Below are 20,898 nucleotides of genomic sequence, written 5' to 3' on the forward strand. Positions count from 1 at the left end.
CGTCAACGCGCCACCGTGACCGCGCCATCAAAAAGTTCAAGGGGCCGAGCACCCGGCCCATGGTGCTGTCTAACTACGGTGTCCTCACCACTGGTTTCGATGCTCCCGCTGCGAGTGCTGCGGTCATCGCCCGGCCTACCCGTTCGCTGGTCCTCTACAGCCAGATGGTCGGCCGCGTCATCCGCGGCCCCAAAGCCGGCGGCACCCCCACCTGCGACGTCGTAACCGTCGTCGACCCTGCGCTCCCGGGCTTCGGAGACGTGGCAGAGGCATTCACTAACTGGGAAGACGTATGGAAGGCTCGATGACATCCAAGTATTCGATCGTCACGTCTGATCTGACGGTCAAAGCCCTGCAGGACAGCGGATACAAGTCGACGGCACACGCCATCGCGGAACTGATCGACAATGGCATCGAGGCCGGTGCCGAGCTCGTAGAACTCTTCGTCGTCGAGTCGATAGACCGTCCGTCCCAGCGTGCCCGCCACCGGGTGGAGAAGATCGCTGTGCTGGACAACGGCAGCGGCATGGACCCGGAGACGCTGCGGCAATCCCTGCGCTTTGGCGCCGGAACCCGACAGCACCGCAAGGGCATAGGACGGTTCGGCGTCGGCCTGCCCAACTCCAGCATCTCCCAGTGTGACCGTGTCGATGTCTGGTCCTGGACCAATGGCCCCGACAATGCGCTGCACACTTACCTCGATCTCGCCGAGCTCCGGCAGGGGTTGGAAGAGGTCCCCGAGCCCAAACTCGACGGGCTCCCCGACGAATGGCAGGCGCTCACCGAAGGGCTCGGCCCGTCCGGAACCCTCGTTCAGTGGACACAACTGGAACGTGTCCAGTGGCGCGGCGCCGAGGCCACTCTGGCCAACACCGAGAACCTCATCGGACGTATCTACCGGCGCAAGATCACTCAAGGGACCCGGATCAAGCTGGTCCCTGTGCGCGGCTGGGCAGAACTGCCCGGGGTGCGCGACACCCGGCCCAATGATCCGCTCTACCTGACCGCCCCAAGCTCGACGCCCGCACCGTTCGACACAAAGCCGATGTTCCGACCCGTCGGCGGTGGTAACACCGGCGAGATCGGCGTTCAGCGTTTTATGGTCGAGGGCATTGACGGCAAGGAGTACCCCGTCCTTGTGCGTTCCTCGATCGCCGTGGACCCCGCTCGACGCCCTGACATCGAGGGCGAGGAGTGGCCCGACGAGGTGTCTCCCAGCCTCAAGCCCGGCGACACGCCTTGGGGCAAGCATGCAGCCAAGAACCTCGGCATTTCCTTGATCCGTGCTGACCGTGAACTTGACCTCGACACCGGATGGACGAATTCGTACAACCCGGTCGAACGATGGTGGGGAGTGGAGATCGACTTCCCGCCCGCTCTCGACGAGGTCTTCGGCGTCACCAACAACAAGCAGTCCGCGACGATCTTCTCCTCGCTCGCCAACTTCAACTGGCGTGAAGAGGCGGCCGGGTTGTCGTGGGAGGAGTTTCGGGAAGCGCTCCGAGAGGAGGGTGACGCTCGGCTTCCCCTCATCGAGATCGTCTATCACATCCGTGAGAAGCTGCTCGGTAGGCTGCGTGCCGACCTGGAAGACCAGACGCGCGGTACGGGTACCAGCCGGAAGCGGCACGAGCAGGTGGAAAACAAGGCAGAGGAAGCGGTCAAGCGGCGCCGTGCGGAGACCAAGCCGAGCCTTACGGACACCCTGGCGGAGCAGGTCAGCCCCGAGGAAAGCCAGCAGCAGCAGCTCGAGAGCCTGGTCGAGACCCACAAGTACAGCCCCGCCGACGCGCAGCGGATCATCGAAGAGACCATCTCTCAGGGCAAGCACACTCGCCTCCTGACCAGCCGCAACCCTGACTCGCCCGCCTTCTTCAACGTCGAGTTCATTCCCGGCCTGCTCCAGGTTGCCCTCAACATGGACCACCCCGTGTACAGCGACCTGATCGCGGTCCTGGACAAGGACTTCGACGGCGCGAGCCGGGAAGAACTCATCGACCGGTTGGTGGCCGCCGCCAACGCCTTCAAGCTCCTGCTGCTCTCCTGGGCGAGGTTCGAGGACGAACAACCGGAGAAGCCTCGCGCACGGGCCAAGCAGATGCGGCAGGACTGGGGCCGGATCGCCAGCGAATTCCTCGGAGCCGACGATGAGGACGACGAGGACGAGTAGTGGCGAACGATCACATCTGGCAGCAGATCGCGCAACTGCTCGAAGGCGCGTCCGAGCGTGTCGTCCTGGTCGCCCCCTTCATTAAGCGGGAGGTGTTGCGGGCGTCGCTGTCTGCCATTCCGCGCCGTGTTGAAGAGATCCAGTGCGTTACGCGGTGGTCCGTGGCCGAGGTCGCAGCCGGCGTCTCGGATCCCGAGATCGCCGAGATCGCCGAGGCTGATGGACGCGCCCGCGTCCTGCTGTGCCACAACCTCCACGCCAAGCTGTATGTCGCCGACGACCGTTGCCTCGTCGGATCGGCCAACCTCACGGGAAGGGCCACCGGCCGCGTGCCGGACGCCAACATCGAGTTACTCCTGGAAGTCGATGCGGCCCACCCGGAGGTACAGCGAGTGCTTGATGCCATCGGGAACACCTCCGTGCCGGCATCCGTGGACCTCGCGCGGCAGATCCGTGAGCAAGCTGACCTGCTGCGGGCTGACGAAGACGCGCCCCAGGTCTTGGTCGCCGGACAGGGCCCCACCCGCGCTCGCTGGCTGCCGGAAACCCGCAATCCGGAACGGCTCTACCGGGTGTACAACGGGCGGTACCGCAACATCGGCACCGACGTTCTTGCTGGCGTGCTCCGCGACCTCGCCTATCTCGATGTCCCTCCCGGCCTCTCCGAGCAGGCGTTCGGCGAAGCCGTCCTCGCCGGCCTCCGATCCATGCCGGAGATTAGACGGCTGTTCGAGGTGGGCACCTTGAACATGGACGAAGCGAAAAGAGACCTGGCCGCCGGCGGCGCCTGCACAGAGGAGCAGGCCCAACGTGCCGTGGAGACCATCGCTCAGTGGCTGAACTACTTCGACGAGGTGCATCTGGTGCCAGTTGGCCCATGGGAGATCCGACAGGGCAGAGAGATCACCTGAGGCGTGCCTTCGCCTTGCGGAGCAACATCTCGTCACGACCGGTTGAGGCACGGCCCCCGCCGCATCGAGGTGTTGCTCCGGTGAGGGGAGAGTGGAGCGATATCGTTGGCCAGTCCCGCGCTCTGCCGAGGGTCCCTTCAGTTGCACGATGATCAAGAGGTAGTTGCATGGCGGCGGTACGGATCCCGTATCTGCTCGGCCACGCCGAGATTGCAGCTCTGTACGGCGTGCAGCGTCAGACCTCCCAGTCGTGGAAGACCGACGGGACGCTGGCTCCACCCGACTTGGTGGCGTCCGGGAACCCCTACTGGCTGTTGACGACGGTGCTTCAGCTCAGCGGCTCCGGTGGACGCGAAGTAACAACGCAGCGGTTGGCGGCGTACAAGGCTGGTGTCCCAGGCGGATACGATCTTGAAAGAGCAGACCACCTGCCGCCGATCGTGGGGATCAAGGAAGTAGCCCGTCTTCTTGGTGCGGACGAACAAGCGATCTCCCGCTGGCGTAACCGACGCCAGATCGCGGACGCTGATCTCGTCCTGTCGAGATCCCCACTATGGCTCCTCGAGACCGTCCTGGCCGATGCGGAAGTGCGCGGCCGTGCAGTACTGCCGCACGAGGTCGAACTGCTCCGTGCCGGCGACCACGCCCCGCAAAAGCCGCGCGGACGCAGGACTGCACCGTCACCCCCGAGACAGCAGAAGACGAGCCTTCCTGCAGCCCGGACCTTCACGAATGCCGAAAGCCAGGCCGCCGCCGAGTTCCTCGCCGCGGTGCTGGCTGCAGGCCATGCGGTGGTGATCCGGCCCAAGCGCGAGGCGCACTGACCCAGAAGGTGCCCGCAGGACAAGGCGCTGCAGTCGCAGCACGAGCGAGTGGCAACGGTGATCCCTGGCCAGAGTGGAGGCTTTCACGCCTCCGTTTGAAAGAAACAGTTGATGCGCGTGGGCCTTCGTCTATAGGGTCTCTCGTGTTCGATCTTGTCTCGCACGCTCGGAGTTCTCGTATGTCAGACGCCAGTGTCGGCGGAATGCAGCACTCAGGCATCCACCCGTTCCTCATCCGCGCGGTGACCGTATGAAGGTCATCTCTTACGGCGGGGGAGTGCAATCAACCGCCCTCCTAGTCCTCGCCGCCCACGGTGAGATCGACTATCCGACCTTCCTCTTCGCCAATGTCGGCGACGACAGTGAGCACCCGGCGACCTTGGCCTACATCCGTGAGGTGGCCGTCCCGTACGCCATCCGCGCCGGGGTTGACCTCCAGCAGCTGAAGCGTGTGCGCCGCGATGGAACCTCCGAGACCCTCATGCAGAGGCTGAACAGGTCGGACATCCGATCCATCCCGATCCCGGTCCGGATGGCCAACGGGGCTCCGGGGCGCCGCTCCTGTACGGCTGACTTCAAGATCAGGGTTGTAGGTCGGTGGCTTCGTGAACACGGTGCCACGGCCGCCGAGCCCGCCACCGTGGGCATCGGCATATCCCTCGACGAGATCCACCGGGCCAACCGCCGACGGTGCGAACCCCACGAGCGGATCGAGTACCCCCTCCTCGATCTGCGGCTTCGCAGAACCGACTGTGAGCGCATCATCGAGGAGGCGGGACTGCCCGTCCCGCCCAAGAGTTCCTGCTTTTTCTGCCCCTTTCGTACCGTCGGAGCATGGCGGCAGCAACGGCGTGACGAACCGGAGCTGTTCATCAAATCGGTGCAACTGGAGGAAACGATCAACGAGCGTCGCTCGGCGCTCGGACGGGATCCCGTCTACCTCACCCGATACGGCCGTCCACTCGCTGAGGCCATCAAGGACTCCGGCACGGGGCACGGTCCCAATGACACCGGCGACGGAAGCTGCGACTCCGGCTGGTGCATGACCTGACCCGCCTGAGGGAGAGCCCAGCGTTGTGGAGGGGCGGGGACCGGCAGGCCCCGCCCCTCCACATGCCCACGCTCTGCCTGGGGAGCGGCGCTCACCGTGTGTCAGTTACAGATCCGGCGGATCCCCGTGATCCAGCTGCAGCACCGCGAGGTAGTCACCGTAGGCAATTTCCTGATCCACCCACCGGTTGCCTCCCGCAGAGTCGGGGACCCACATTCCCTCGTACAGGAACTTGTCCTCGTTCGGCGCCACGATGTACTGCTCCTCCACGGCCCAGGCGAGCAGCGCCTGAACACCCAGGAGAAGAATGGAAGTTGCTTCCCTACTTGTGCAGATCTCGTCGTGGCCAGCGGGGAATGACTGCATATCGTCGTCGTGTGCCGGCTGGGGAATACGAGTGAATCCGTGAGCTGCCAGCTCGTGTGCGCCGACGGCCTGGGTGACGGCAACGGCGAGTGAGGCAGCAGACTCGGTGCTCCCCATGGGGTGGCCGAGGAAGTGCAGGGCCGCCTCGCGGGCATGCAACGGGAGCTCCTGACCAGCCTGCGTGAGGCGCAGCTCCGCAGCTTCAATAGCTGGGCCGGGCGTGGGAAGATCCGGACGGAGAACTCGTACGAGCGCTTCCAGTGCCGCCCGGGTGTAGCCGAGGCGTACCTGGTGCAACTGCCACTCGCCCATCATGTTCGACCAGACGTAGTCGAAGTCATCGCCCGCCGAGCACATGCCGCCGTCTTCGTACGCCATGTCGAACGTGACTGTACGGAGTCCGCTCGCAAGGCGAAGCCAGGCGTAGACGTTGTCCCATGCCTCACGTTCCACCGGCTCGGACGCAGCAGGGATCCGTTCCACCCAGTCTGCGAGCTCGGAGGCGTGTTCTTGGGGATCAAGGAGCGCCATGTCGGGCTGAGCGCGGTAGGGGGGTAGGCAAGGGCCCGGGATCTGTGTGGATGCCATGCACGGGAGTGTCCCAGGCCGGTCTGACAACCCGGCCTGGGACGAGGGCCGTTCGCAACTTGAGGACTGCAGGACCTTCTGGACCTGCGGGAATCCGGGGCGCGCGAGGGCGTACCCGCGGGGGCTCAGCGAGACCAGGTCCTCAGCTGTCAGGACGTCGCACCAGCCGGTGTCCCCGCAGGGCCCGGCCGCAGCGGACAAGTGCTCGCTCCCACCCCTCCTCGTTGCCGATGAGGTGTGGTTCCTCGTAGAGGCCGGCTCGAACCTCGGCGTCAGTGAGACGCTGGTACTTCGGCACGTCGGGGTCGTCCGGCGAGAGGAACTCATGCTTACGGTGCAGCAGAGGACGGTTGGCCGAATCCGCGTAGGACAGAAAGGACGACTTCAGGGTCTGCAGGTCAACACTGTACGACGAGGCCAGACGAGGATGGGGATCGGTATCGAACGAGGGGTAGTCCAGCCAACTGGCTCCGCGTCCCTGGTGGCGCAGCTTCACGACGGACCATTCTTCGGGGCGGCCGGCGGCAATGCTGGCGCACTGCTCGTACAGGCGGAGCACGGTGGGGATCTGGTGGACAGCCCGGCGGTGCACATAAAGTGCCGTGGCTGTGAACTTACCCGCAGTCGACCCGGTCATGGCACGCCGCACGTACGCGTCGTCGCGGAGCTTGAACAGAAGCCGATCCGCGCGCTTGCACGCTTCTGCGTAGGAGGAGAAGAAAGCCCGGATATCCAGCTGGACGGGAAGCGGAAGGCTGCTGGCAGGGCCGCGGCCGTGGAAGAGCTCAACAGCGAGGAAAAGAAGGGTGTCGAGGGTGGTGCGCTTCGCGCCCTCCTCGACCTTGAGCGGGTCGGCGGATTGCTCGGCCAGTCGCTTGAGCTCGCTTGTCCGCAAGTGGCCGAGTAGGCCGATGATCGGATGCGGCATCTCTTCGAGGCTCGGTAGCCGGCCGCGCTGTTCGAGGTGGTCGACGACGGCGGTGATGGCCGACGCGGTGTCCTGGGAAGCAAGCCACCCGGCTTCCGGCGTGATCTGGCGGGCGAGATAGCCGAGCCGCGCCTCGTCGCTCTTGAACGCGTAGACGATCCCAGGAGCAGCCGAAAGACAGCGGACGCCAGTCGTCTCCTGGACGTAGTCCCGAAGCTCACTCGCCGCGAACAAGTGCTGGAATGTGTTGCGACTGGTGAGGATGCCGTCGCCGTACTCGGTGCCCTTGATTTGGTTCCGCTCCCAGCGGAGCCTCGCCGACACGACGAGTGCCGACTTCGTGTTGTTCCAGGCGTCCAGGAGGGTTTGTCGTCGTTCGGCAGGGTTCTCGATGACGTTGAGGACGTAGGTGAGGAGCACGATGTCTGCGGGCTTGAGTTCACCGCCGGGGTGGTGCACCGGATCCCAGCCGGAGACATCGAGGCCGATGGTCTGAAGAGCGCGTACGTCGCCACCTCGGCCGCAACCGTAGTCCAGGACCTGCACGCCCGGCTCCAGTTGAAGATCGACCACGGCCTGACGCGCGGGGACGGACAACCCGACACGGCCGATGGCCGTCCGGTGACGTTGGCTACTCCAGAGCTGCTCTGTCATGAACGCTTCCTGGGATTCGACCGGCGCATCTACATACGGCAGCACCGAACCTTACGCTGCAGCCGCATCAGGAGGCTTGCCCAGAAACCACGGCAGGCTCAGGCATTGCCAATCCAGACGACTCTGCCAGCGAAGCCGCCCCTCGCCTCAGCCTTCTGTGCTCGGAGCTCTTCCAGATGGCGCGGCGGCAGTCCCAGATCGAGGGCAAGTGCGTGGACCACTTCGAGTACGTCTGCCAGTTCCTCGGCGGCAGCGGAGCCGTCTGCGGCGAGGAACTCGGCTACCTCCTCGGTGAGCTTTTGGCGTAGCCGCTCCCGGTACTCTTCCGGGTCGGCAACGTAGACCACGGGCTCCGCCCCGCTCTCGCGGATGATCTGGGGGATTAGGTCTCGTACGAGCTTGCCGTCTGCCATCAGCCATCCTCGAATACAGTCCCGCGGGAGTGGGCGCTCCTGCGCCACTCAAGCAGGATCGGGGTACCAGACGGGCAGTGCGCGGTGCCGGGCGTGCGATGGTTGGGGGTCTCGTCCTCGCGTGCTCGACGATCCGGCACATCCGGTCGTACGGGCTGCCGTGACCGCCGGAGGTAGCAGCTCGGCATCGTCGTCAACGAGGTCCTCCGCCTCCTCGTCGTCGTACTGCCCGACATCGTGGCCCTGTTGGATCACTACAAGGAGTATGGCGCCAGGCTAGAGCAGGCACCGGGGTGCCGCCTCGAATGTGTAGGAGTGAGCCAGGCGTGCCTCAAAGGCGCCCCTCACGAGTGGCCGATATGTCCCAGGGGGTGGCCAAGGGGTGGCCGGACGCCTTTGGACGACGCGGACCGCTCAGGACGACTCGTCAGGCGGCGGGAAACTGTGGTCGCTGTCCGCAACTGCATCGTTGCTGGTCAGAGTGTCCCTGGACGCCGGTGGGACAGAAGCTGCCGGTCACGCCGGTTCAGTGAGGCGGCAAGCTGAGTGGTTTCGGTTGACGACGGCAATGTACTCGTAATGCGTAGGTCTCGGGTTCGAATCCCGAAGGCGGCTCCGAAAAACCCCAGGACAGATAGCCGCTGACCTGGGGTTTCGCGTTGCTCGTGGCATGACACGTCACGCGGCTGGGGGGCCGCGAGATGGCTTGCGTGAGCGGAGCGGTCCGGCGCCCTACTTCTTGGGCTTCTTTTGCTTGCCCTTCCTCTTGGCCCTGGCCTCGGCTTTCGCCTTGTCCTTGGCCTTCTTGGCGGCCTTACGGGCCTCCTCCGCCTCGGTCTTGCGCTGAAGCGGGACCAGCTTGGCGGTGGCCCCGGCGGCGTTCTTGCCGACCTGCGGCAGGACGCTTAAACCTCCGGGGCGAGGGTCCTCTGAGGCGGATCGATCCCGCTGTCGGGCGAGCCGTGGTAGGCAGGGTCGGTGATCAGCCGACTTCCTCTCGACGAGCAACTTGAGTCCCTGTGTGCGGTGCTGTCGCGCAACGACGTGCTGACGGAGGTGCTGGCGCGGACTGCAACGTTGGATCTGCCTGGGTGGTATGTGACGGCAGGGTGCTTGTTCCAGACCGTGTGGAACGTGGTCACGGACAGGCCGCCGACCAGCGGCATCAAGGACTACGACGTCTTCTACTTCGACAAGGGCGATCTGTCCTGGGAAGCTGAGGACGCCGTGATCAAGACCGGGCAGAAGGTCTTCGCCGACCTGCCCGCAGAGGTCGAGATCCGGAACGAGGCACGGGTTCACCTCTGGCATGAGGACAAGTTCGGAGTGGCGTGTCCGCCGTATGACTCCACCGAGGCCGCGATCGACAGCTTCGCTGCGACGACGTGCTGTCTGGGAGTTCGCGTGGAGGCCGACGGCCGGTGGCGTGTGTATGCGCCGCACGGACTTTCGGACGTCTTCAACCTCGTCGTTCGTCCGAACCCGGTGCTCGCGCCGCGGTCGGTCTATGAGAGCAAGGCGGCGCGGTGGCGTGAGCAGTGGCCTGAGCTGACGGTCCTGGAGTGGCCGTCCGGGAGCGTCACGTCGGCCTCGCCCGCTGGCTGACCTCGGCGGCGTAGGTGGCCCAGTCGCCTGCGGAGAGCCGTTGCCAGGCGACGGCGACGTCGGTGTGGATGCCGAGGGTGCGGGCGGGGATCTCGGTGGCGAGCTGGAAGAGCGCGGTGCTGCGGGCCTGATTGGGACGGATGCCGAGGTTGTTCAGTCGCTGCGTCAGCTGTGTGGTGCTGATCGGCCGTCCAGGCTGCCCGCCGGGGAAGAGCCAGGGAGACGGCGCCAGGGCGCCGATGGTCGCTTGCCCCTTGCGGTTCGCGGCGACAGTGCGGGCCAGCTGGGCGACAGGCTCGGGCAGCTGCACGGGTGCATCGCCGAGGTGGAGACGTACGTCCTGAGTGCCGGCCTCGACGTCCTCGGTGGTCAACCGGTGGATCGCCGATCGCCCTTGGGCATAGAGGAGGAGAAGCAGCCCGGCGAGGCGGACTTCGGGCTTGAGGGTGTCGTCGTGCAGGAGCCGGTGTGCGGTGTGCCAACGATGTTCGTCGTCGAGTGGCTGAGTGGGGCCGTTCCAGCGGACGGCGGGGACGTGGACGGTGGTGAGTTTGTTGGTGCAGGCCCAGCGGATGAAGTGCCCGGCCGTCTGGCGGTAGGTGGCCAAGTCGTCGGTGAGCCAACGGTCGAGGTCGGCCTGCTGGCACGTCTCCAGGGTGAGATCGTGGGCAGTGAGCCAGTTCAGGAAGGCGACGGCCGCGTGGGTGCGTTGACGTGCGGACATGAACTGCTGCGGGGTAAGTGGGCGGCCGTTGTTGCGTCGGCGAAGCCGCCGGACCAGGTGCCAGATCGTGTACCGGTGCAGGACTTTGCGTTGTTCGGGGTCCGGCTGGGATGGGGTGTGTTCGCGCCCCCGTGCACCAACGGACCGTGAATTCTCCTAGGGGGTGTTTCGAAGGTCCTGTGCGGTGCCCGCGGTGTCCGGTGCGTGCTCTCGGCGTGCCGGACGAAGGCCCTCGTACTGGACGTACTTGGGGTTTCGGCCGGTGCGGCGAGTGGGGGTGCCCCCTGCGCGAAGAGCCTGGGGGGAGCGTGCCGGGCGCCGTGGATGCTGTGCGGGACTTTCGAAAAACCCCCTAGTTGTCCGGGGCACCCACCTCACGGGCCGCAGGCGGCATGAGGTGGGGCAGGACCGCTTCTTCGGCCATCCGGACGGGGGCCCGGGCAGCGGGTCACACGACGCCGCTCTCCCACCACCACGATCCGGAGCCGTAGGAGGGGTACTGGACGCGGCTGTCGACGTGCTGCCACGAGTGCGTGTACGCCTCCAGGCCGGAGAAGCCGCAGGTCTCGGCGATCTTGTAGGTCTGCAGGGTGCTGTGGCCGGACACCACGATGTCGGCGGCGACGCCGTAGCAGTGCATGCTGTTGGAGGCGCCCCCGATCGAGGCGTTGTACGAGGTGCTGCGGAAACCGGAGTTGATGGTGATCGCGCTGCCGCCGGCTTTCTTCCGCACCGCCTCCAGCTTGTACATCAGACGGCGCACGTTCTCCTTGACCGTGGCGGAACCGACCTTGCCACCGCTGAATCCGGAGCCGTCGTGGGAGTAGAACTCGCTCCAGTCGAAGTGGGCGGTCGAACCGTCGCTGCTCTCCAGGCCGTTGAGCACGCTCTGGGTCTGCGGGCCGACGACGCCGTCCGCGGTCAGGCCGTAGGCGGACTGGAAGCGTCTGACCGCGGCGTCCGTGGCCGGGCCGAAGTCGCCGTCCCAGGCGATGTACGTCTTCTGCGCACTCGACGCCGCCCAGCCGCCGACGCGAATCTGCAACTCGACTACGTCCGAGCCGGAAACGCCTTGCTGCAGGGTGCGGCTCCAGCCGTAGGCGGAGGCCCTGCCCGCCGACCCTACGGTGGCCGCGGCGGCCAGGCCGAGCGCGGCCGTCACCCCTGCCGCGCCCCGGAGCAGGGCGCGGCGGTCGATGCCTTGGGCGGGGGGTCGTGACGAGTTCATGGAATTCTCCTCTTCTGGCTGTGGCGTGCCGGAAGGGTCGGCTGCTGCACGTGCTCGTCGAACCTGTGCTGAGCGCCCGGGCCGGGCCCGGGGCCGGGCCAGGGCGGTCGGTGCCGGTCTTCACTCGGGGGAGGAGGTCATCGTCCTCGGCGGCGTCCCCCTGGTGGCCGTCGCCGGGATGTCGCCGGCAGGCCGGGTTTGGCGGCGGTCACCATGACGGTGCCGTGGTGGTGTCAAAGGGGCGCGTGAAACATCAACTCCTGCGGGACCGGGACAGGTTGACGCGCGTAAACCGTAAGGGAGGAGTTGGCATGTCCGCAACGCTTCGGTATGCGATGGCGGCTCGCCACCGCGTCGGCGGCGCGGCGGGAACGAGGGACGGCCTACCGGCCGGACGGGCGCTGCCGTGCCGACGCCATGCGCTGCCGGACGGCCTCGTAGGTGAAGAGGGCGGCCGACACCGCGACGTTGAGCGAGTCCACCTGGCCGAACATCGGGATCTTCGCCTTGGTGTGGCCGCCCGCGAGCCACCGGTCCGACAGGCCGTACTTCTCGCTGCCGACGACGATCGCCGTGGGCCCGGTCATGTCGACGTCCGCCATCAGGGCATCCGTGTCGGGGGTGGTGGCGACGACGTTCACCGAGTGCTCGGCCAGCCACTCCATGACCTGGTCGGAGTCGGCCGAGGCGATGGGGACGGCGAAGACCGTGCCCTTGCTGGCCCGGATCACATTGGGGTTGCCCCAGTCGGTCACAGGGTTGGCCGAGATGACGGCGGTCACTCCGGCCGCGTCCGCGGTGCGCAGCACCGAGCCCAGGTTCCCGGGCTTCTCGACGCTCTCGCAGACGACGAAGAGCGCGTGGTCGTCGACCTCGATGCGGGAGAGGCCGGTCTCGATGTCCGGTACGACGGCCAGCCAGCCGTCCGGGCCCTCGCGGTAGGCCGCCTTGTCGAACGCCTGCCGGCCGAGACTGAAGAGGGCCGCTCCGCGCTCCGCCGCGCGGGCCAGAACGTCCCGCGGATCCGATCCGCCGGTCAGGGCGGGGCAGAAATACAGCTCGCGGGGGCGGACGCCGGCCCGCAGGGCGAGATCGAGTTCCTCGTACCCCTCCACGAGGGTCACTCCGGAATTCTGCCTGTTCCGTCGGCGGCGGAGGGCGGCGAGTTCCTTCACATGAGGATTGCTCGGGCTGGAGATTTCCTTGGGCGGACCAACCCGCGGGATGGACGGCATCGGCGGTGGGAATCACGGTGCCTTTCGGGCTCCGATCCTCCGCCCCCTTTCTCTTGTTTCTCTTGTGCACTGCGCGCGGTCGTTCGCCAGGGTACCCGACCTGTTGGGTCGCCGCTTCATCATGGTCACCGGGCTTTCGGTCCAGGGAAGTTGTGTGTGGCCCGGCCGCCGCGCGGACGATGGGGGAAACGGCCGCCGGTGGCGCAGAGAGGGCGTGTGGCCGCCGCATCGGCGTGATCCACGCCCCGGCTCCCGGGGAATTCGGCGGAATCTTTGCCAGGGTGCGCTCGGCCGTGCGTGAATTCTGGCGGTGTGCATCGCGTATTGCCGTGGAGGGGTGGGGTGTCGGTATTCGCGGATGGGGAATGTGTGACGTTCCGTTCTTCTTCCGGGCGCCGTGCGCGGGACCGGAGGGCAGCGGCGGCCCGCGCGGGGCGCCGCAGCGGTGGCGCGGGCCCGCCCGGTTCCGAAAAATCATCGGGTGCGCGGAGAACCGGAGGCCATCAGGCGTCCTCTTGGTGAACGGCTAGCATCGCGTGCACTGTCGTCGGCCGGGAAAGGGTGGTGTCGTGTCGCAGGCGCAGCAGGGGTCGGGGCCCCGGATCGCCGTCGCCGTCGTGACGATGGGCAACCGGCCCGCGGAGGTCGACGCCCTCCTCACGTCCGTGGCCAAACAGGACCTCGCGCCCGACCGCATCGTCATCGTCGGCAACGGCTGCCCCCTGCCCGAGTTCGCCCGGCGCCTCGGCCTTCCCGGTGAGGTCACCCGTATCGAGGTGGACGAGAACCTCGGCTGCCCCGGCGGCCGCAACGTGGCCCTCGCCAGGCTGCGCGAATTCGGGGACATCGACGTCGTGGTCGAACTCGATGACGACGGGCTGCTCGTCGATGCCGACGTACTGCGACGCGTCCGGGATCTGTACGCCGCGGACCCGCGGCTCGGCATCGTCGGGTTCCGCATCGCCGACGAGCACGGTGAGACGCAGCGGCGGCACGTGCCGCGGGTCGGGGCAGCCGATCCGATGCGCGGCGGACCGGTCACCGGCTTCCTCGGCGGCGGGCACGCGCTGTCGACGGCGATGCTCGCCGAGACCGGCGACTGGCCCGCCGAGTTCTTCTTCGCGCACGAGGAGACGGATCTCGCGTGGCGGGCCGTGGACGCCGGCTGGACCATCCTCTACGCGCCCGAACTGCTGCTCCAGCACCCGAAGACGTCGCCCGCCCGGCACGCCATCTACCACCGGGTCACGGCGCGCAACCGCGTGTGGCTCGTGCGGCGGCGGCTGCCCCTTCCGCTCATCCCCGTGCACCTGGGGGTGTGGATCGCCGTGACCCTCCTGCGGGCGCGATCGGCGGGCGGGCTGAAGGCGTGGTTCGGCGGGTTCGTGGAGGGGCTGCGGACGCCGGGCGGCGAGCGCCGGCCCATGCGCTGGCGCACGGTGTGGCGGCTGACCAGGCTCGGCAGGCCACCGGTCCTCTAGGGGGTGTTTCGTAAGTCCCGCACAGCACCCACGGCGCCCGGCACGCTCCTCCAAGCTCTTCGAGCAGGGGGCACCCCCACTCGCCGCACCGGCCGAAACCCCGAGTACGTCCAGTACGAGGGCTTTCGTCCGGCACGCCGAGAGCACGCACCGGACACCGCGGGCACCGCACAGGACTTTCGAAACACCCCCTACTGCCCCGAAGGCTCCCGCGGTCCACGGGCGGTCGCCGGCCGCCGAGCGGTTCTCCCGTCTGCGAGAGGCCCGGGAACGACGAAGGACCCGGTCGTCCACATCAGGTCAGGCCAGCAGATGGCTGACATGCGGCCGACGATTCTCGGGACACTCGTGAGCCGGTCGGAGGACGTTCGCCGCACGGCGGCGCGAGGCACGGCGACCGGGTGTGCGGAAGGGCGGCGGGCGGCTGTGCGGCACGGGCTGCGGTTCGGACTGCTGGGTCCACCTGTCGTGTACGGCGCCGACGGCGGGGTCCGGCCGATCGGCAGTGGCAAGGTGCGGGCCCCGCTGGTCGCGTTGTCGCCGGAGCGGGCCGGGCCGTCCCCGTCGACGTGTTCATGGACGCGCTGAGGGGCGGGACGCCGCCGGCCGGTTTTCGCACCCGCCCCCGCACAGGGACCCACTTGGCGTCCGCACAGCGCTACTTCGCGTCCGCGTAGCACTCCACCACGGCCGTCGAGAACGGGATCCGCACCGGTGTCTCACCGAACGTCAGCCGCATCGCCAGGTCGGACGCCTCCCGGATCGCCGCGACCACCGTGTCCGCCTCCTCGGCCGGGCAGTGCACGATCACCTCGTCGTGCTGGAAGAAGACGAGCTCGGCGGCGAGGTCCGCGCAGGCGCGGCGCAGGGCGGCGAGCAGCAGCAGGGCCCAGTCGGCGGCGCTGCCCTGCACGACGAAGTTGCGTGCGAAGCGGCCGCGGGCGCGCCCGGCCGGGTTCGCCGGGTCGTCCTCCTGCGGGATGCCGGCCTCCTCCGTCGCGTCCCGCGCGGCTTCGGCGGCCGGCGGTGACGTGCGCCCGAGCCAGGTCCGCACCAGCCGGCCCTCCTCGCCCGCGCGGGCCGCGTCGTCGACGTACGCGACGGCCCGGGGGAAGCGCCGGCGCAGCGCGGCGAGGTTCTTCAGGCCGTCGCCGGACGTCTGGCCGTAGATCGCGCCGAGCACGGCGAGCTTGGCCTGGGCGCGGTCGCCGGAGAACGCCCGGTCCGACACCGACTGGTAGAGGTCGCTCTCGCGGCCCGCGACCTCCATGAAGGCGGGGTCGCGCGAGATCGCGGCCAGCACGCGCGGCTCCATCTGGGCGGCGTCGGCCACCACCAGCCGCCAGCCGGGGTCGGCGACGGCGGCGCGCCGGACGACCTTGGGGATCTGCAGGGCGCCGCCGCCGTTGGTGACCCAGCGGCCGGTGACCGTGCCGCCCGGCAGGTACTCGGGCCGGAAGCGGCCGTCGCGCACCCAGTCCTGGAGCCAGGACCAGCCGTGGGCGACCCAGATGCGGTACAGCCTCTTGTACTCCAGCAGGGGCTTCACCGCGGGGTGGTCGACGGACTCGATCTCCCGGCGGCGGGTGGAGCGCACCCGGATCCCGGCCTGCGCGAAGGCCTTGACGACATCGGCCGGCAGGTCGGGCCGGACCCGGCGGCCGAAGGCGGCCGACACCTCGTCGGCCAGGTCGGCCAGTCGCCGGGGCTCGCCGCCGCCCGCGTACCGCTCGCCGAGCAGGTCGTGCAGCAGCGCGCGGTGGACGTCCGCGCTCCACGGCAGCCCGGCCCGGTTCATCTCGGAGGCCACCAGCATTCCGGCCGACTCGGCGGCGGTGAGCAGTCGCATGCGCTCGGGGTGCGCGGTGGCGTCGTGCCGGCGCTGCTGTCCGGCGTACACCTCGACCAGGTCCTCCAGGGGGACCCGGAGGGGGCTCGGCTCGAAGAGGGAGGACTGGGCGCCGGGTTCGGCGGAGCGCGGCGGGGGATCCGGGGGTACGGGGCCGCCGCGCAGCCGGGCCAGCGCTGCGGCCGCCGACCGGGGTTCGCCGAGGCGGCCCTCATGGCCGAGGAGGAGGGTCTCGGCGGCCTCGACGTCGTAGCACCGGTCGACTCGCACCCCCGCGGTGAGCAGACGCGGCTGGACGTCGGCGGTGGACCGCCACACCCATCGGGTGACCCCGGGCCGGGCCCGCACGGCCTCGGCGAGATCCCCCTCCCTGACCACGGGCCCGGCGAGCATCCCGTCCGGGCCGAGGGCGGCGACCTCCGCGCCGCCGTCCCCGGCCGGAGCGAGAGCCCAGCGCCCGGTCATGTCGCGAGTGTGCCAGGGGGCACTGACAACGGGCCCTGACGTGGCGCTTCGGACCGGACGGGCCGTCTCAGTCCTGCTGTTTGCGGTCCTTGAGGGCCTTGGTGATCCCGGCCAGTTCCCTCAGGACGTGCTCCTCGGCCGTCGTCTTGTCGAGGCCGAGGCCGGTGAGCAGGCCCTCGCCGTTCTCCAGTTCGAGCAGGGCGAGGAGGATGTGCTCGGTGCCGATGTGGTCGTGGCCCAGGCGGAGGGCCTCGCGGAAGGTGAGTTCGAGGGTCTTCTTCGCGGCGGCGGTGTAGGGGACGAGTGCCGGGACCTCCTCGGCCGGGCCGGGGAGCGCGGCGGCCGCCGCCTCGCGCACCGCGGCGAGGGAGACGCCCTGCGCGACGATCGCCTGGGCCGCGAGCGCCTCAGGCTCGGCGAGCAGCCCCAGGACGAGGTGCTCGGGGACGGTCTCCGCGTTGCCGGCGGCCTTCGCCGCGTCGTGCGCGGCCATGACCGCGTTCCGTGCGCGGGGGGTGTAGCGGCTGAACGCCTGGCCGGGGTCGAGGTCGGCGGACTCCTTGGGCACGAAGCGCTTCTGGGCCGCCTGCCGGGTCACGCCCATGCTCCGGCCGATCTCGGTCCAGGACGCGCCCGAGCGCCGGGCCTGGTCCACGAAGTGGCCGATCAGATGGTCCGCCACGTCGCCGAGGTGCTCCGCGGCGATCACCGCGTCCTGGAGCTGGTCGAGCGCATCGGTGTGCACCTTCTTGACGGCTTCGATGAGGTCGTCGAGACGCACGTTCGCTGTGGGGTTGGACTTCTCCGTCATGCGTCAACGGTAGGTTGACACCTTCTCTCGCGTCAACCCGAGGTTGACATGGTGGGCTCCTGCGCGGACCGGGGCGCCGAACGGATTCCGGCGGCTGAGACGACGGCGGGCCGCGGCGCGCCCCGTGTCACGATCGAACGTGTGAGTACGACGACCACGGTGGACCGCGCCTTGCGGACCTCCCTCTACGACGACACCGACGCGGCCCTGGACACCGGTGCCTCGCTGCTCGCCGCCGATCCCGCGGCCGACGGCGAACTGGCCCGGCGCGGGGAGCAGTTCGTCGCCGCGGCCTGGCGGCGCGGCTGGCAGCCCGCCGACCTGGTACGCATCGTGCGCCGCGAACTCGACGACCTCCACGTCCGTCTCGTGTCGGCGCTGATCCTCCGGGAGGCGGGGGAGCGGCCGTCCCCCGGCCCGCGCTGGGCGGCCCAGCTCCGGGAGCTGGAGCCGCGACCCCCGCGCGCCGCCGACCGTTTCTCGCACGCCACCGCCGTCCTGGAGCTGTACCGCCTGCTGCTGCGCCTGCCCGCGCTCGAACCCCTCGACGCGCCCCGGCGGTCAGCCGGCCCGCGGCAGCCGGAGTCCCGCGCGCTCACTCGCATCCGCGCCCTGCTCGCCAAGGCGGAGGCCACCGGATATCCGGAGGAGGCGGAGGCCCTCAGCGCCAAGGCGCAGGAGCTGATGGCGCGGCACAGCGTCGACGAGGCGCTGCTCGCGGCCCGTACGCACGCCCAGGACGCGCCCGGCGCCTGCCGTCTCGGCGTGGAGCCGCCGTACGAGACGGCCAAGGCGGTGCTCCTGGACGCGGTGGCGGCCGCCAACCGCTGCCGGGCCGTGTGGCACGAGGCGCTCGGGTTCTCCACGGTCATCGGCTTCGAGGCCGACCTGGAGGCCGTCGAACTCCTCTACGCCTCGCTGCTCGTGCAGGCCACCGCCGCGATGACGACGGCGGAGGCGGCGCAGCGCAAGGGTGGCCGCAGGCGTACGAAGACGTTTCGGCAGTCTTTCCTGGCCGCGTACGCGCACCGGATCGGCGACCGGCTGCGGGCCGCCGCCGAGGGGCAGACGGCCGGGAGCGAGGGCGGGCTGCTGCCGGTGCTGGCGGCCCGGGAGGTGGCCGTCGCGGACCGCATGGAGCGGATGTTCCCGGACACGGTCACCACCCGGCTGCGCGGCGCCGGTGACGCGGCCGGATGGGAGCAGGGTGCCGCGGCCGCCGACCGGGCGCAGGTCGCGGGGCGGCCCCGGCTCCCCTGAGCGCCCGGTGCCGGCCGCGGCCGGCACCGGGCACATGGTGTGACGGCCGGGCGCATGGTGTGTGCGCCGCGGTCAGTCGCCCGCGACCTGGATCGGGCTCACCGAGGCGTCGGGCGTGTCCGGGTCCTTCAGCGCCACCTCGCCGTACGACCACGGGTGGCTGCCCGGTCCGTCGGCGCCGGGAACCGTGACCGTCAGGGTCTTCACCGCGGCGCTGAGCCGGCCGCCGGTCCTGCCGCGGACGTAGGTGATGGTGAAGGCCGCCGTCTCGTCCTTGCGCAGCGTCACCTTCACCGGTTTCGCGCCCTTCTCCTCGGGGACCTTCCAGCCGGCGTCGCCGCTGCGCAGTTCGATCCCGGGAAAGCCCTCGAAGGTGCACGCCCCGGTGCCGCGGTTGGTGAGGGTGACGGGGACGTTGCCGGTGTCGCCGGCCGTGGTGGCGGCGTTGCCGGGGCCGACCACGACGGCGATCGGGCAGCCGGCGGCCTTCTCGCCGTCGTCGTCGCTCTTGCCGTCGCAGGCGGTCAGGGCGAGGGCCGCGACGAGGGCGGTGACGGCGAGGGGGACGGGCAGAGCGCGCATGGGGGTCCTTCGATTCGCTGACGGTGCTCATGGATCACCACGCAGACGGACGGCAGGGCGTTGCGCGGCCTTCCCCACCGCACACGTCCCGGCGGTGAAGCGCGCCGTTCGCCACGTATGCCCCCGTACGCTGACGGAATGGGCTGGCAGCGGGCGCTGAAGGAGGCCGCGCGCTCGGGGTTGAGGATCGAGCGGACGCGACTGGAGCCGCCGGTCGTGCTGCGCGGCGGCGGGACTCGCGCTGGTGATCGCGGCGAGCCTGTGGCTGTTCGTCCAGGGCGGGGTCGTCCGCCGGGGAGCCGGCGCCTGATCCTGGACACCCTGGGGGGCCTCACCGAGGCCCTCGGCACGGCCGTCCCGCCCATGGCCGTCGACACTGGGGCGCGGAAGCCGGGGAGCTGAACGAGGTGTGGGGCGTCAGGAGCCCAGGCTCGCCGTCGGCAGGCCGCTCGGCAGTGTGCCGCCCTCGGACCTCGTGTACGTCTCCGTACCGATGCCGCCGCCCTGCCATGTCACCTTCATGGTCGTGGAGTTCACGGAGTCGACCATGCCGGTGCCGCGGTCCTTGCTGCCGTCCGTGCACTTGAGGTGGATCATCTGCGTGCCCGCCTCCTCGCCCGCGGTCCCGCTGCACACGGTGCCGCCCGTCGCGAAGAGCCCGGCCTGCTTGCCGTTGATCACCAGGGCCACGGCCTTGCCGCCGGTCGTGGCCAGCCAGCTGCCCTCCAGCTTGCCGGGCTTGCCGGTGGGAGTGCCGGAGTCGCCGCCGGTGTCCGGCGCGGACGCGCTCGGTGTCGAGGAGTCGCCGTGTGCGGATCCGTCGGTTCCGGAGTCGCTGCTGCAGCCGGTGAGCACGAGCGCGGCCGCGAGACCCGCGGCCGTGAGCGCGGCGCGTGGCTGCAGACGCGTGACATGGGTCGCCGAAGTCACTGGTGTCTCCCAACGGTGCCGTCGATATGGGGTCGCGCGAACGATCGCGGGAACGATCGCAGCAAGCTACCAGGAGGGTTGGGGGGACTTCGGGGAGGCGGCCCGCGTGCGCTCGCTCACGTGGGCGCCGACGGCGCCCTTCCCTGAGAGCCGACCGGTAGGCGGGAGTGCGGGAGTTTGGAACACAGACGGCGTGGAACGCGTCTCTCTCTGATGTGTGAAGGGGTTCGGACCCGGACGACCGGCACAGGTGATGGCGCGGAAGATCGTGGACGGGGCTGGAGAACGCGTGCGATGCGGACTCCGGGGCAGACGCTTGACCGTGTGTAGTCAGGCGGAGGCCGGGCTGTAGTCAAGGGACTGTAAAAGCTGTAACTGCAGGAACACCCCCCGTGCACGTGCATCTGCCCATGCATCTGCATGTGAACAGGGCTATGATCCGGGGAAGTTGACCTCTGCATCAATGGCCGTACCAGCCAAATGCACCACCCGGGGAGCGACCTGTGGACCACGACGTGTGCGACGTGGATGACGTGTACAACGGCATGGCTGCGACGAGACTGCACGGAGTGGCCTGGCAGAAGAGCAGGCACAGCAACTCGCAGGGGTCATGCGTGGAGTTCGCCCGGCTGCCCGGGGGAGAGGTGGCGGTGCGGAACTCGCGCTTCCCCGACGGGCCCGCGCTGGTATACACCCGCGCGGAGATCGAGGCGATGCTGCTGGGCGTCAAGGACGGCGAGTTCGACCACCTGATTGTGTAACACGCGTAGATCCGGGGCCTGTGGCGGCTCTGTCGTCCGCGACGGCGGCCGGCCTGCGGCGC

The 20,898-nt window shown here is 69.1% G+C and carries 19 protein-coding genes and 1 tRNA gene; 10 read left to right on the plus strand and 10 right to left on the minus strand.

Annotated features, from left to right (window positions below):
* The 5 genes from ACFSL4_RS25250 to ACFSL4_RS25270 form a co-directional block, all read left to right on the plus strand.
* Positions 1 to 308: helicase-related protein (locus tag ACFSL4_RS25250; protein WP_381087254.1), on the plus strand; the 308-nt coding region annotated here is incomplete at its 5' end.
* Positions 305 to 2,170, plus strand: a complete 1,866-nt coding sequence (locus ACFSL4_RS25255) for an ATP-binding protein (RefSeq protein ID WP_381087257.1) — start codon at positions 305 to 307, stop codon at positions 2,168 to 2,170. The genes ACFSL4_RS25250 and ACFSL4_RS25255, both read left to right, overlap by 4 nt.
* Complete coding sequence (locus tag ACFSL4_RS25260) at positions 2,170 to 3,081, plus strand: phospholipase D family protein (RefSeq protein ID WP_381087259.1); 912 nt, start codon at positions 2,170 to 2,172, stop codon at positions 3,079 to 3,081. Before ACFSL4_RS25255 ends, ACFSL4_RS25260 begins: the two co-directional genes overlap by 1 nt.
* A gap of 167 nt (positions 3,082 to 3,248) precedes the next feature.
* On the plus strand, positions 3,249 to 3,905 hold the full coding sequence (locus tag ACFSL4_RS25265) for a hypothetical protein (RefSeq protein ID WP_381087262.1): 657 nt from the start codon (positions 3,249 to 3,251) through the stop codon (positions 3,903 to 3,905).
* Positions 3,906 to 4,155: 250 nt separating this feature from the next.
* The gene (locus ACFSL4_RS25270; protein WP_381087265.1) at positions 4,156 to 4,956 is read left to right on the plus strand and encodes an adenine nucleotide alpha hydrolase family protein; all 801 of its coding nucleotides are present in this window, start codon (positions 4,156 to 4,158) and stop codon (positions 4,954 to 4,956) included.
* A 105-nt stretch (positions 4,957 to 5,061) separates the two neighbouring features.
* Here ACFSL4_RS25270 and ACFSL4_RS25275 read toward each other — a convergent pair whose 3' ends face one another.
* From ACFSL4_RS25275 to ACFSL4_RS25285, 3 genes are all read right to left on the minus strand, one after another.
* Positions 5,062 to 5,700 carry a hypothetical protein gene (locus tag ACFSL4_RS25275; protein WP_381087268.1) on the minus strand — a complete coding sequence of 213 codons (639 nt, stop codon included), beginning with the start codon at positions 5,698 to 5,700 and terminating at the stop codon, positions 5,062 to 5,064.
* Positions 5,701 to 6,052: 352 nt separating this feature from the next.
* Positions 6,053 to 7,492, minus strand: a complete 1,440-nt coding sequence (locus ACFSL4_RS25280; RefSeq protein ID WP_381087270.1) for a DNA phosphorothioation-associated putative methyltransferase — start codon at positions 7,490 to 7,492, stop codon at positions 6,053 to 6,055.
* A 98-nt stretch (positions 7,493 to 7,590) separates the two neighbouring features.
* Positions 7,591 to 7,905, minus strand: coding sequence for a pyrophosphohydrolase domain-containing protein (locus ACFSL4_RS25285; RefSeq protein WP_381087273.1), 315 nt, complete (start codon positions 7,903 to 7,905; stop codon positions 7,591 to 7,593).
* 540 nt (positions 7,906 to 8,445) lie between these two features.
* Between ACFSL4_RS25285 and ACFSL4_RS25290 the strand changes: the two genes are divergently transcribed.
* A tRNA-Thr gene (locus ACFSL4_RS25290) sits at positions 8,446 to 8,517 on the plus strand.
* Between the two features lie 366 nt (positions 8,518 to 8,883).
* Positions 8,884 to 9,510, plus strand: coding sequence for a nucleotidyltransferase family protein (locus ACFSL4_RS25295; RefSeq protein ID WP_381087276.1), 627 nt, complete (start codon positions 8,884 to 8,886; stop codon positions 9,508 to 9,510).
* On the opposite strand, the gene ACFSL4_RS25300 is transcribed toward ACFSL4_RS25295, so the two are convergent.
* From ACFSL4_RS25300 to ACFSL4_RS25310, 3 genes are all read right to left on the minus strand, one after another.
* A complete protein-coding gene (locus tag ACFSL4_RS25300) occupies positions 9,485 to 10,234 on the minus strand; it encodes a hypothetical protein (RefSeq protein ID WP_381087279.1) in 750 nt (249 codons plus the stop codon). The genes ACFSL4_RS25295 and ACFSL4_RS25300 overlap by 26 nt on opposite strands.
* Positions 10,235 to 10,682: 448 nt before the next feature.
* Positions 10,683 to 11,462, minus strand: a complete 780-nt coding sequence (locus ACFSL4_RS25305; RefSeq protein WP_381087281.1) for a D-Ala-D-Ala carboxypeptidase family metallohydrolase — start codon at positions 11,460 to 11,462, stop codon at positions 10,683 to 10,685.
* 383 nt (positions 11,463 to 11,845) lie between these two features.
* Positions 11,846 to 12,697 carry a TrmH family RNA methyltransferase gene (locus ACFSL4_RS25310; protein ID WP_381087284.1) on the minus strand — a complete coding sequence of 284 codons (852 nt, stop codon included), beginning with the start codon at positions 12,695 to 12,697 and terminating at the stop codon, positions 11,846 to 11,848.
* A gap of 569 nt (positions 12,698 to 13,266) precedes the next feature.
* On the opposite strand from ACFSL4_RS25310, the gene ACFSL4_RS25315 reads away from it, so the two are divergent.
* A complete protein-coding gene (locus tag ACFSL4_RS25315) occupies positions 13,267 to 14,178 on the plus strand; it encodes a glycosyltransferase family 2 protein (RefSeq protein WP_381087287.1) in 912 nt (303 codons plus the stop codon).
* Positions 14,179 to 14,836: 658 nt separating this feature from the next.
* On the opposite strand, the gene ACFSL4_RS25320 is transcribed toward ACFSL4_RS25315, so the two are convergent.
* Complete coding sequence (locus ACFSL4_RS25320) at positions 14,837 to 16,492, minus strand: bifunctional 3'-5' exonuclease/DNA polymerase (protein ID WP_381087289.1); 1,656 nt, start codon at positions 16,490 to 16,492, stop codon at positions 14,837 to 14,839.
* A gap of 67 nt (positions 16,493 to 16,559) precedes the next feature.
* The gene (locus ACFSL4_RS25325; protein ID WP_381087292.1) at positions 16,560 to 17,303 is read right to left on the minus strand and encodes a Clp protease N-terminal domain-containing protein; all 744 of its coding nucleotides are present in this window, start codon (positions 17,301 to 17,303) and stop codon (positions 16,560 to 16,562) included.
* A 141-nt stretch (positions 17,304 to 17,444) separates the two neighbouring features.
* On the opposite strand from ACFSL4_RS25325, the gene ACFSL4_RS25330 reads away from it, so the two are divergent.
* On the plus strand, positions 17,445 to 18,563 hold the full coding sequence (locus ACFSL4_RS25330) for a DUF2786 domain-containing protein (RefSeq protein WP_381087295.1): 1,119 nt from the start codon (positions 17,445 to 17,447) through the stop codon (positions 18,561 to 18,563).
* Between the two features lie 72 nt (positions 18,564 to 18,635).
* Here the strand turns inward: ACFSL4_RS25330 and ACFSL4_RS25335 are convergent, their stop codons facing one another.
* Both ACFSL4_RS25335 and ACFSL4_RS25340 read right to left on the minus strand, forming a co-directional pair.
* A complete protein-coding gene (locus ACFSL4_RS25335) occupies positions 18,636 to 19,145 on the minus strand; it encodes a DUF4232 domain-containing protein (protein ID WP_381087298.1) in 510 nt (169 codons plus the stop codon).
* A gap of 417 nt (positions 19,146 to 19,562) precedes the next feature.
* The gene (locus ACFSL4_RS25340) at positions 19,563 to 20,075 is read right to left on the minus strand and encodes a hypothetical protein (RefSeq protein ID WP_381087301.1); all 513 of its coding nucleotides are present in this window, start codon (positions 20,073 to 20,075) and stop codon (positions 19,563 to 19,565) included.
* Positions 20,076 to 20,578: 503 nt separating this feature from the next.
* Between ACFSL4_RS25340 and ACFSL4_RS25345 the strand changes: the two genes are divergently transcribed.
* The gene (locus ACFSL4_RS25345) at positions 20,579 to 20,836 is read left to right on the plus strand and encodes a DUF397 domain-containing protein (RefSeq protein ID WP_381087303.1); all 258 of its coding nucleotides are present in this window, start codon (positions 20,579 to 20,581) and stop codon (positions 20,834 to 20,836) included.
* Positions 20,837 to 20,898: the final 62 nt, after the last annotated feature.

The organism is Streptomyces caeni, from assembly GCF_042678285.1.
Classification (GTDB): domain Bacteria; phylum Actinomycetota; class Actinomycetes; order Streptomycetales; family Streptomycetaceae; genus Streptomyces; species Streptomyces caeni.

Coding starts and splice junctions, on each gene's coding strand:
- ACFSL4_RS25275 (WP_381087268.1), bottom strand. CDS start 5,700: ATGGCGTACGAAGACGGCGGCATGTGCTCGGCGGGCGATGACTTCGAC.
- ACFSL4_RS25265 (WP_381087262.1), top strand. CDS start 3,249: ATGGCGGCGGTACGGATCCCGTATCTGCTCGGCCACGCCGAGATTGCA.
- ACFSL4_RS25320 (WP_381087289.1), bottom strand. CDS start 16,492: ATGACCGGGCGCTGGGCTCTCGCTCCGGCCGGGGACGGCGGCGCGGAG.
- ACFSL4_RS25310 (WP_381087284.1), bottom strand. CDS start 12,697: ATGCCGTCCATCCCGCGGGTTGGTCCGCCCAAGGAAATCTCCAGCCCG.
- ACFSL4_RS25335 (WP_381087298.1), bottom strand. CDS start 19,145: ATGCGCGCTCTGCCCGTCCCCCTCGCCGTCACCGCCCTCGTCGCGGCC.
- ACFSL4_RS25300 (WP_381087279.1), bottom strand. CDS start 10,234: ATGTCCGCACGTCAACGCACCCACGCGGCCGTCGCCTTCCTGAACTGG.
- ACFSL4_RS25280 (WP_381087270.1), bottom strand. CDS start 7,492: ATGACAGAGCAGCTCTGGAGTAGCCAACGTCACCGGACGGCCATCGGC.
- ACFSL4_RS25255 (WP_381087257.1), top strand. CDS start 305: ATGACATCCAAGTATTCGATCGTCACGTCTGATCTGACGGTCAAAGCC.
- ACFSL4_RS25325 (WP_381087292.1), bottom strand. CDS start 17,303: ATGACGGAGAAGTCCAACCCCACAGCGAACGTGCGTCTCGACGACCTC.
- ACFSL4_RS25270 (WP_381087265.1), top strand. CDS start 4,156: ATGAAGGTCATCTCTTACGGCGGGGGAGTGCAATCAACCGCCCTCCTA.
- ACFSL4_RS25285 (WP_381087273.1), bottom strand. CDS start 7,905: ATGGCAGACGGCAAGCTCGTACGAGACCTAATCCCCCAGATCATCCGC.
- ACFSL4_RS25305 (WP_381087281.1), bottom strand. CDS start 11,462: ATGAACTCGTCACGACCCCCCGCCCAAGGCATCGACCGCCGCGCCCTG.